This is a genomic window from Pseudoalteromonas sp. S1612, from assembly GCF_005887175.1.
Classification (GTDB): Bacteria; Pseudomonadota; Gammaproteobacteria; order Enterobacterales; family Alteromonadaceae; genus Pseudoalteromonas; species Pseudoalteromonas undina.
Genome location: NZ_PNDH01000057.1, coordinates 19,532 through 29,935 on the forward strand (window position 1 = coordinate 19,532; position 10,404 = coordinate 29,935).

The following is a 10,404-nucleotide window of genomic DNA, read 5'->3' on the forward strand; positions in this document are numbered from 1 at the left end:
GATCACCCTACTTGACTAAAAATATAACCTTGGTAAATCATAAATGCGACGATGAGTAAGCCACCTTCTACTCTATTGATACGTCTTTGACCTCTAAAGTTCAATGACATAGCAATAAGTGCCAAGGTTGCACCGATCATAATTAAAACATCACGGTTAGCTACTGATGCGTCAATAACTGATGGGTTAATTAATCCTGCCAGCGGTAACACCGCGAGAATATTAAAAATATTTGAGCCAACAATGTTACCCAGTGCTAGATCATCTTCATTTTTAAGAACACCCGCAATGGAAGCAGCAAGTTCAGGTAAGCTGGTGCCTATGGCTATTATGGTTAAACCAATTACTAAGTCACTTAAGCCAAAATATTTTGCAATATCAACGGCTGAGCCAACTAAAAAGTGTGAGCTAACAGGAAGTAAAATCATTCCGACGACCAACCAAAAAACGGCTTTTTTGGTTGGGACATTATCAGGTACTTCATCACAGGCTTCGCTAACAAAGGGGTCGTCTTGGTTTTTTGCTCGCAGTGATACAAAAATAAGTCCACCAATAAAAATAACAAAACCAAAGAGTAAGGCTGCGCCTTCAAAAAACGAAAAGTAGTTATCTGAAAAAATATACCAAGTAGCGATAGACACCAATAATACCAATGGAATTTCTCGTTTTAATGTACTTGAAGAGACTGAAAGCGGTCTTAAAAGCGCTGTAATACCTAATACTAATAGTATGTTAGTGATGTTTGAACCAACTGCATTACCTACGGCTGTATCGGTTTTATTTGCCAAAGCAGCTGAAGCGGATACCATCATTTCAGGGGCCGATGAGCCCATAGCTACCACGGTTAAACCTACAATTAATGTTGGTACGCCAAAGTTTTTAGCCAGTGCCGCCGCACCATAAACAAACCTGTCCGCACTCCATACGAGAGCCGCAAAACCGAGAATTAAAATGACAAACGAGGTAACCATTGTGATAAGCCAGTTAGTGTAAATTCAGATAGCGCGAATAGTAACAAAAGCCACCATAAAAGTATAAGTAAAAGAGTAAGCTGTAATACATTAGGCGGTTATTAAAATAATTATTTAATGGGTTAACTTGCTTGTTTAAGCATCGGTTAAGTCAATTTGTCGCAGTCTTATAGCTGTTTTTGCGTGGCTATTACAAAATCTTACGAATTGTTTTTTCCATCTTGACCAAAAAACCCTTAAAATAGAAATATGAGAGAATATTGTTATGGAGAGCGACTTGTCGCAATCAATAGTAGAAGTCAAGGATGTTACCTTTTCTAGAGGCGATAGGGTCATATACAAAAATATGAGCTTTGATGTCCCAGAAGGTAAAATTACTGCCATTATGGGGCCAAGCGGAATTGGCAAAACCACGATGCTGCGCTTAATTGGTGGCCAGCTCAAACCCGACTCCGGTGATATTTTATTTAAAAACGACAGCATAGTCGCCATGTCCCGTAAAGAGCTCTACGCGGCACGTAAACGCATGAGCATGTTATTTCAAAGCGGTGCATTATTTACCGATATGTCGGTGTTCGATAATATCGCATTTCCTATCCGCGAGCACACACAGCTCAGTGAAGATTTAATTCGTTTAGTGGTTTTAATGAAACTACAAGCAGTTGGCTTACGTGGTGCTAAAGATTTAATGCCTTCAGAGTTATCTGGTGGTATGGCGCGTCGTGCAGCCTTGGCTCGCTCTATAGCGCTTGATCCTGAACTGATTATGTATGATGAGCCTTTTGCAGGACAAGATCCTATCTCAATGGGAGTGTTGGTTAAGCTTATTAAATCTTTAAATGAAGTACTTGGTTTATCTTCTTTAATTGTTACACACGATGTGACTGAAGTAATGAGCATTGCCGACCACGTTATTATTATTGCCGAGCAAGGTGTGATTGGAAGCGGCACGCCAGATGAAATGCGTAAGCACGAATCACCACTTGTGCAACAATTTTTGAAAGGGTTATCGGATGGGCCTGTACCATTTCATTATCCAGCACAAACCTATGCAGATGAACTGTTAGGAGAGCCGCAGTAATGTTGGATTTACTACAAAAAATAGGCCATAAAACACTGGGTCGTTTTGCTGCGCTTGGGCGTTCAACTCACATGCTAGCAAGTGCATTATGGCATTTACCCAATTTAAAAAAAGGTACGCCTCTACTGGTGCGCCAACTCTATATGGTTGGTTCACAATCGTTGTTGATTATTGTGGTGTCGGGCTTATTTATCGGCATGGTTTTAGCGCTGCAAGGTTATACCGTTCTAGTTGATTATGGTGCAGAAGATAGCCTTGGACCTCTAGTGGCGCTTAGCTTGTTACGTGAGCTGGGGCCTGTGGTTACTGCATTATTATTTGCAGGCAGAGCAGGCAGTGCGTTAACCGCTGAAATCGGCTTAATGAAAGCCACCGAGCAGTTATCGTCGCTAGAGATGATGGCTATTGACCCGCTTAGGCGTATTATTGCGCCGCGATTTTGGGCTGGCTTAATTAGTATGCCGTTACTGGCATTAATTTTTTCAGCGGTCGCTATTATTGGTGCTCACTTAGTGGGTGTTGATTGGCTAGGTGTTGATACCGGAAGCTTTTGGTCAATAATGCAAGCTCAGGTGTCGTTTGAAAAAGATATACTAAACGGTTTAATTAAAAGTATCGTATTTGCGATTGTTGTGACTTGGATTGCGCTTTATAAAGGGTATGACTGTGTTCCTACATCAGAAGGGATCAGCAAGGCAACAACAGAAACAGTGGTGCACTCATCACTGGCGGTATTAGGTTTTGACTTTATTTTGACAGCGGTAATGTTTACTAGCTAATAGGGTATTAAATAATGAATTCACGGAAATTAGAAATTTTAGTTGGTTTTTTTGTCGCGCTGGGTATCTTGGCATTTTCAATGCTAGCGCTTAAAGTGGCCAATTCAGGTATTAGCGGCTCAGGTGAAACCTACACATTAAACGCCAAGTTTGAAAATATAGGCTCATTAAAAACTCGCGCGCCTATTAAAGTAGGGGGAGTTGTTATTGGTCGTGTCGAGTCAATTTATGTACACCCGCAAGAGTTTTTACCTGTGGTGAACATGAGTATTGATGCGCAGTATTTATGTCGTTTTTCAGATACCAGCTCTATCTCAATTTTAACCTCGGGTATTTTAGGTGAGCAATATTTAGGTATTAACCCTGTGATCGCCTCTGATTCAGCTAAGCAACGTTGTTTAGGCGAAGATGTTGCAAACAGTGCACAAGACCAAGCTATTGACGATTTATTTGGGGTGCAAAGCAAAGCATTAGCAAGTGGCGATTCAATTACTGATACCAAATCGGCATTGGTACTTGAAGAATTAATTGGCCAGTTCTTATTCAACCAAGGTAGTGAGTAATTATTATGTTGAAAACATTTTTAGTAAGTATTGCGCTAGTAAGTTTAATGCTATTACAAAGCGTGCAAGCAGCAGAAGTAAAATTAACTGATCCTAATAAAATGGTACGCCAAGTTGCTGACAATACCTTTGCACGAATTACCCAAGATCAACCATTAATAGTAAAAGATAAAGAACATTTACGTGTTATTGTTGAAGAAGAGTTAATGCCGTACATCGACTACAAATATGCGGCACTAAGAGTGTTAGGTAGCGAAGTGTCTAAGGTACGCGCAATTACCGACAAGGCAGAAAAAGCAAAAGCAATTGAAGATATTCAGCGTTTTATTGGTGCATTTAGAGAGTACTTAGTTGCCACCTATGCCGGTGTATTTACCCAATACACTAACCAACAAGTTGAATTTGCTGCCGAGCAACCTTTTAAAGGTAAAGACGTGGTGGTGGTAAAAACCAAAATTGTTGAAGCGGGTAAACCTGATATAAAAATTGATTTTAAAGTACGTGAAGACCGAAGCGGTGAATGGCGCGCTTATGACATGATTGCCGAAGGTATTAGTTTACTTGATGCAAAACAAAGTGAACTTCAGGGTATTTTACGTCAACAAGGTATTGACCATGTTAGCGGCCTATTAGAGCAAAAAAGTAAGCTACCGGTTCAGTTTAGAGGCAGCGATACAAATGAGTAAATTGGCAATCAGCCAAGTTGATGAGCAGCATTTACGAGTTACTGGTGAATTGACTCATAACTCAATTGGCAATGAACGGCTTCTGAACACTAAGCGACAAACTAAGCATAAAACCCTTTATTTTGACCTAAGTGAGGTCACAAGGGTTGACACAGCCGGCTTAGCTTGGTTAATTCACTCTTTTACAGAATTTAAGCAGCAAGGTATTCGCCTTGAATTGCAAAACCCACCTGAACAGCTGCAAAATCTTATGCAGTTGGGTCAGGTTACAACCCTATTTGAGTGAGAGTTATGGAAACGAGTCAAGTCGAAACATTATTACGCGACGAGCTTCAGTTAGCTGAAGTACATGTAAAAGCCAATGGCAGTCATTATGAAGTAATTGCAGTTGGTGAATGCTTTGACGGATTAAGTCGTGTTAAAAAGCAACAATTAGTGTATGGCCCATTAATGAATACTATTTCAGATGGCACCATTCATGCTGTTTCTATCCGCGCTTTTACTCCGACTGAGTGGAAACGTGAGCAAAAATTCATTTTACCGCAATAAATAAGGCCCCTTAGATGGATCAATTTGTAATTCAAGGTGGCACTTCGCTGGCTGGTGAAGTAACTATTTCTGGCGCTAAAAATGCGGCACTGCCTATTTTATTTGCAGCCTTATTACCTGAGGGCAAAAGTACCTTTACTAATGTACCGCGCCTTCGCGATATTATAACTACTGAAGCCTTATTAAAAACCTTAGGCGCTGATGTTCAGTGGCAAGGTGACTCACTGATTATTGATGGTGCCACGGTAAATAGTACACTAGCGCCTTATGAATTAGTAAAGCAAATGCGCGCATCTGTGCTCGCACTTGGGCCTTTAGTGGCTCGTTTTGGTGAGGCTCAAGTATCCTTACCAGGTGGCTGTGCTATTGGTGCACGCCCAGTTGATATTCATATTCAAGGTTTAGAGCGCATGGGCGCGCAAATAACTGTGGAAAATGGTTATATTAATGCCAAAGTAGATGGACGCTTAAAAGGCGCTGAAATTTTCATGGAAATGATCAGTGTCGGTGCTACCGAAAACTTACTCATGGCGGCAACGCTTGCAGATGGCAAAACTGTTTTAGAAAATGCAGCGCGCGAGCCCGAAATTATCGATTTAGCTAATTGCTTAATTGCAATGGGCGCTAAAATCACCGGTGCAGGCTCTAGCCGTATTGAGATTGAAGGGGTTGAACGTTTATCGGGTTGTGAACACCGCATATTACCGGATCGCATTGAAACGGGTACCTTTTTAGTGGCTGCAGCGATGGCTGGCGGCGAAGTTCTGTGTAAAATGACCGACTTCCATTCGTTAGAGCCAGTAATAGAAAAACTACGTGCAACCAATGCGTTACTAGAAGTACATGATGACAGTATTTACCTAGACATGCGAGGCCGAGAGCTTAAAGCGGTTAATATTAAAACTATGCCGCATCCAGGTTTTCCAACCGACATGCAAGCTCAATTTACCGCTTTAAATGTAGTAGCTAATGGCAGTGCGACCATTACCGAAACTATTTTTGAAAACCGTTTTATGCATGTACCTGAGCTACAACGTATGGGCGCTAATATTCGTCTTGAAGGCAATACGGCTTTTTGTGGTGAAACACAAAGCTTATCGGGTGCGCAGGTTATGGCAACCGATTTACGAGCATCAGCAAGCCTTATTTTAACGGGAATTGTGGCTCAAGGTGAAACGGTTGTTGATCGTATTTATCATGTAGATAGAGGTTATCAGCGTATTGAAGATAAACTCAGTGCGTTAGGTGCTAACATCAAACGCAAAAGCAATTAGTTATATTAATACAATTATTATTCTAACGCATAAAAAACGCGATGATATGTCGCGTTTTTTATGTCTGATGTCAAAGTGTAAATAAGTGCTTTATAGCTTGGTTTCAAGTTCAGCAACCGTCACCATTATTTTTTGTATTTTACCGTTACGGTATAGCTCAAACTCAATCTCTTTACCTGGCTCGGTACTGCCTATCTTTTTTAATACATTTTGTGGATTAGCCACTGAAAGCCCTGCAATTTTAATCACAATGTCTTGCTCTTCTATACCCGCCTGCCATGCAGGACCTAGAGGGTCGAGATTGGTAATACGCATGCCTGCGACAGGCGTTAAGCTATCATTGACCTCTTTGCCTGTACTATCTACTGCAGTGCCTTCAAAGCCCAAATAACCTCGTACAACTCGTCCATGACGAATAAGTTTCCCCATTACTTCTTTAGCAAGAGTGTAAGGTACGGCAAAAAATATTCCCTGAATGTTTAAGTTCTCACGGGTTTTAAATTGGGCTGAGGTGATCCCTACTAAATCGCCATTAGAATTTACCAGCGCTCCTCCCGAATTACCCACGTTAATAGCGGCATCCATCTGCAATAAATTATTGTAAGGACTGTCGGTAATTTTTTGCTTACCAGTGGCGCTAATGATCCCCTGAGTAATTGTTTGCCCTAAATTTAATGGATTCCCGATTGCTAACACCAAATCGCCTACATTCGAGGTGTAGTTGTCATTAACAGGAATAACAGGGAGGTGGTTGGCATTTATTTTTAATAATGCTAAATCGGTAATGGTATCAAAGCCAATAAGTTGTACATCAAAAAAACGTCTGCCATCGGTAAGAATTACCAGTATTTGATCTGCATTATTGATCACATGGTAGTTTGTCAATATATAGCCATCGGGTGACATGATCACCCCAGATCCTAACTCTTGCACGGTATTTTGGCGCTTGTAGCGTGGCTCTTTAGAAATACTCTCTGAAAAAATAGTGACAACCGATGGTGCCGCGCGTTTAACCGCATCCGAAAAGCTTAAATGGCTTGTGGTCATTGCGCTTGGCAGGGGAACATTAGGTAGTAATGCAGTGCGCATGTTAGGGCTGAAAAAAACCACTAAAAAAGCAATGCCTAAACCGGCAAACAAAGGAGGAAGTACAAATTTTAGAAGTTTTAGCACGGTATTCTTATTGTGAGTGAGCAATCCCTTTATGATGGCACAAAAAAAATAACAGCGGCAAGTGCCGCTGTTACTTTTATTGTATTATTACTGAATTAATACAAGGATAGACTCGCGTCCGCGTTTAACACCTAACACAATATTACCTTGAATATCGTCGATAATTTGGTTCATGTCGCGAATGCTTTCTACCCGTTGACGGTTTACTTGCACAATAACATCGCCTTCTTCGAGGCCAACCCGTGCTGATGGTGAACGAGGATCGACAGAGGTTACTTCAATACCTTTCATTTTGTTTTTCTTCACGTTTTCAAGTGTTGCACCTTGGAATGCTGGGTGTAACTCTTCACCTGCAGCAGTAATCCCTGATGCGCCATCCAGGGTAACTTCAACGTTTTTAACTTTACCGTCACGGTAAATTCCTAGCTGTACTTCACGGCCTTCACCTAAGGTGGCAATTTTGCTTCGTAGTTCATGGAAGCCACTAATTTCACTGCCATTAATGCTAATAATCACATCGCCTGCTTTAATACCGGCTTTGCTGGCAGCTGTGTCATCGAGTACCTGCATAACGTAAGCACCTTGTTTAACATCAAGCTGCTGTGCTTTGGCAAGGCCTGCATCAAGAGGGCGGCCTGAAATACCTAGCGAGCCACGGCGTACTTCACCATGCTCTACAATTTGATCAACAAGGTTTTTCATCATGTTTGATGGAATAGCAAAACCAATCCCCACATTACCACCCGATGCACCTAAAATAGCGGTATTAATACCAATCAACTCACCGTTTAAATTAACTAAAGCGCCACCTGAGTTGCCTTGGTTAATCGCGGCATCGGTTTGAATGAAATCTTCGTAACCTTCAATATTTAAACCACTACGGCCTAGTGCGCTAACAATACCTGAGGTAACTGTGTGGCTTAAACCAAAAGGGTTACCAATAGCTACAGCAAAATCACCGACACGTAAGTCATCTGAGTTAGCAAGTTTTACCGCGGTTAATTCATCTGCGTCTATTTGTAGTAGCGCAATATCAGACTCTTTATCGCTGCCAATTTTTGTTGCATCATATTCGCGACCATCTTCGAGGGTAACTACCATTTTTTCGGCGTCTTGTACTACATGGTTGTTGGTAACCACATAGCCTTTGTCGGCATCAATAATAACTCCAGAGCCTAAACCACTAAACTGTCGCTTTTGGCTACGTGGCTGCGGGTTGCCAAAAAAGAAATCTAGTGGGTCACCACGTCGACGCACTTCTTTAGAGCCTGAAACCTGAATACTCACTACACCTGGCGTGATTTGCTCAAGCATAGGGGCAAGTGTTGGTAATTGTTGACCATTAACGGCAACCGGCAACTTAGCAAACGAGGCGGTTGGACTTAATAATAAGCTAGTAGATAAAATAGCAGCACTGATAAGTGATAATTTCATTTTCATAGTCAGGGTTTACTCCACTTAAAAAGCAAAAGGCTGCAATAAGCAGCCTCAAAAAAGTATATCAGTAAGATAAAACAACAAAGCTGTTATATCTAAAGACTATGGGGTCAAAAAAAAGTTCATCAAGATGCTTTAGAAGTATTCACATCACCAGCAAATAATCCTGACTTACCCGACACATAATCCGCTGGTTGGGCATCGGCGTTTGAGCGATCTGAACTACGTTCTTTTAATGACGCTTGTAATTGCTCTGTGGTTTCTTTTGAGAAAAACGGTTCAGCAGGAGCTTTATTTCTGTCTTCAAGTAACAGTTGATTAGTTTCTTCAACATGACTTAATAACTGATCGTAGTTTTCTTTCATTTTGTTTACTAACTTACCAGTATTCGCTAAATGGTCGGCAACATCTTGGCGATACTGCTCAAGCGAATGCTTAGCTTGCTCTGCTTGTTGCTCTAATTCATCTTGTTTAAACTGTTTTTTAGTGACAAAGGCACCAACGAAAAATGCAGCAATAGCAACTACTACCACTAATCCTACCCATGTAAATGTACCCATAAATTCACCTCTATGCGAAAATAACTAAAAAATTAAAATGCTACTAAGTCTAATATACCCTGAGTATTGATGCGTGTTAATATGCTTTACAAATTAAACTGTGTTTTAACTGTAAATAGATATGACTCCTTGGCAAACATACCAGCAAGACCTTCAACGCGATGACTTTGTACATGACGCAGCACAAGAAAATGCAGTTCGTCATTTACAGCGTTTATACGACGATTTAACACAAGCAAAGCCACAATCTAAAGGTTTTTTTGCAAAGCTTTTTAATAAAGCAGAGCCAGCCCCTATTAAAGGTTTATACTTTTGGGGTGGCGTAGGCCGTGGTAAAACTTACCTTGTTGATACTTTTTACGAAGCTTTACCGGGTGATAGAAAAATGCGAGTGCATTTTCACCGCTTTATGCACCGAGTACACGATGAACTTAAAAAGTTAAATAACACTGCCAATCCTTTAGAAACAGTAGCAGATATTTTCAAAGCAGAGACTGACATAATTTGTTTTGATGAATTTTTTGTTCAAGACATTACCGACGCTATGTTGCTCGGTGGTTTAATGGAAGCATTATTCGCTCGCGGTATTGTACTGGTTGCCACGTCAAATATTATACCTGACGACTTATACCGCAATGGTTTACAGCGTGCCCGTTTTTTACCGGCTATTGCCTTAGTGAATAAGCATACTGAAATAGTTAATGTAGATTCAGGCGTTGATTACCGATTACGTACTCTTGAGCAAGCAGAAATTTTTCATAGCCCGCTTGATGAACAAGCCGATAAAAACCTATTCGAATATTTTGACAAGCTCTCGCCAGAAGTCGGTAAACTAGATACCCCAATAGAAATAGAAGGGCGGATGATCAACACTCGCAAAGTATCTGACTGCATCGTTATGTTTGAATTTAGCGAACTGTGTGAAACTGCCCGTAGCCAAGTTGATTACATGGAAATAAGCCGATTATATAACACGGTGATTTTATCTAATGTAAAACAGCTAGGGCAAAATAATGATGACGCAGCAAGGCGCTTTATTGCGTTGGTAGATGAATTTTATGAGCGTAATGTAACGTTAATTATCTCTGCAGAAAAACCGATTACCGAGCTCTATACACAAGGCAATTTAAACTTTGAATTTAAACGCTGTATTAGTCGCTTACAAGAAATGCAGTCGTTAGAGTATTTAGCCCGAGAGCATTTAGCTTAAAATACGAAGGTTAGCGGGCGACGGGCTGCGGGTCTCGAGCAAAACATCTAACTTCTAAATAAAAAAACCTTGCGATGTTAACCGCAAGGTTTTTTTATTTCTCGAACCTCGAACCTCGAAC

The 10,404-nt window shown here is 40.9% G+C and carries 12 protein-coding genes; 8 read left to right on the top strand and 4 right to left on the bottom strand.

Annotated features, from left to right (window positions below; translation table 11 throughout):
- Positions 1–2: 2 nt before the first annotated feature.
- Positions 3–971 (bottom strand): calcium/sodium antiporter, encoded by a 969-nt coding sequence (locus CWB78_RS16925; RefSeq protein WP_138596633.1) that lies wholly within the window; start codon positions 969–971, stop codon positions 3–5.
- 265 nt (positions 972–1,236) lie between these two features.
- On the opposite strand from CWB78_RS16925, the gene CWB78_RS16930 reads away from it, so the two are divergent.
- From CWB78_RS16930 to murA, 7 genes are read left to right on the top strand one after another with little or no spacing between them, the layout of a single operon-like run.
- Positions 1,237–2,052 (top strand): ATP-binding cassette domain-containing protein, encoded by an 816-nt coding sequence (locus CWB78_RS16930; protein ID WP_138596635.1) that lies wholly within the window; start codon positions 1,237–1,239, stop codon positions 2,050–2,052.
- A complete protein-coding gene (gene mlaE / locus CWB78_RS16935; protein WP_075170492.1) occupies positions 2,052–2,831 on the top strand; it encodes a lipid asymmetry maintenance ABC transporter permease subunit MlaE in 780 nt (259 codons plus the stop codon). Before CWB78_RS16930 ends, mlaE begins: the two co-directional genes overlap by 1 nt.
- A gap of 14 nt (positions 2,832–2,845) precedes the next feature.
- Positions 2,846–3,394, top strand: coding sequence for an outer membrane lipid asymmetry maintenance protein MlaD (gene mlaD / locus CWB78_RS16940; RefSeq protein WP_008115537.1), 549 nt, complete (start codon positions 2,846–2,848; stop codon positions 3,392–3,394).
- 5 nt (positions 3,395–3,399) lie between these two features.
- Positions 3,400–4,080 carry an MlaC/ttg2D family ABC transporter substrate-binding protein gene (locus CWB78_RS16945; RefSeq protein WP_010390574.1) on the top strand — a complete coding sequence of 227 codons (681 nt, stop codon included), beginning with the start codon at positions 3,400–3,402 and terminating at the stop codon, positions 4,078–4,080.
- Positions 4,073–4,366: an STAS domain-containing protein gene (locus CWB78_RS16950; protein ID WP_138570633.1), complete on the top strand. Its 294-nt coding sequence runs from the start codon at positions 4,073–4,075 to the stop codon at positions 4,364–4,366. Before CWB78_RS16945 ends, CWB78_RS16950 begins: the two co-directional genes overlap by 8 nt.
- Before the next feature lie 5 nt (positions 4,367–4,371).
- Complete coding sequence (locus CWB78_RS16955) at positions 4,372–4,629, top strand: BolA family protein (RefSeq protein ID WP_007378312.1); 258 nt, start codon at positions 4,372–4,374, stop codon at positions 4,627–4,629.
- A gap of 14 nt (positions 4,630–4,643) precedes the next feature.
- Positions 4,644–5,903, top strand: a complete 1,260-nt coding sequence (gene murA / locus CWB78_RS16960) for a UDP-N-acetylglucosamine 1-carboxyvinyltransferase (protein WP_010390577.1) — start codon at positions 4,644–4,646, stop codon at positions 5,901–5,903.
- Positions 5,904–5,993: 90 nt separating this feature from the next.
- Here murA and CWB78_RS16965 read toward each other — a convergent pair whose 3' ends face one another.
- The 3 genes from CWB78_RS16965 to CWB78_RS16975 form a co-directional block, all read right to left on the bottom strand.
- The gene (locus CWB78_RS16965; RefSeq protein WP_138596637.1) at positions 5,994–7,076 is read right to left on the bottom strand and encodes a trypsin-like peptidase domain-containing protein; all 1,083 of its coding nucleotides are present in this window, start codon (positions 7,074–7,076) and stop codon (positions 5,994–5,996) included.
- Between the two features lie 87 nt (positions 7,077–7,163).
- The gene (locus tag CWB78_RS16970; protein WP_138596639.1) at positions 7,164–8,516 is read right to left on the bottom strand and encodes a Do family serine endopeptidase; all 1,353 of its coding nucleotides are present in this window, start codon (positions 8,514–8,516) and stop codon (positions 7,164–7,166) included.
- 122 nt (positions 8,517–8,638) lie between these two features.
- Positions 8,639–9,073, bottom strand: a complete 435-nt coding sequence (locus tag CWB78_RS16975; RefSeq protein WP_054202363.1) for a Z-ring associated ZapG family protein — start codon at positions 9,071–9,073, stop codon at positions 8,639–8,641.
- Between the two features lie 121 nt (positions 9,074–9,194).
- Between CWB78_RS16975 and zapE the strand changes: the two genes are divergently transcribed.
- Positions 9,195–10,283, top strand: coding sequence for a cell division protein ZapE (zapE, locus tag CWB78_RS16980; protein WP_054202362.1), 1,089 nt, complete (start codon positions 9,195–9,197; stop codon positions 10,281–10,283).
- The last annotated feature ends 121 nt before the right edge of the window (positions 10,284–10,404 follow it).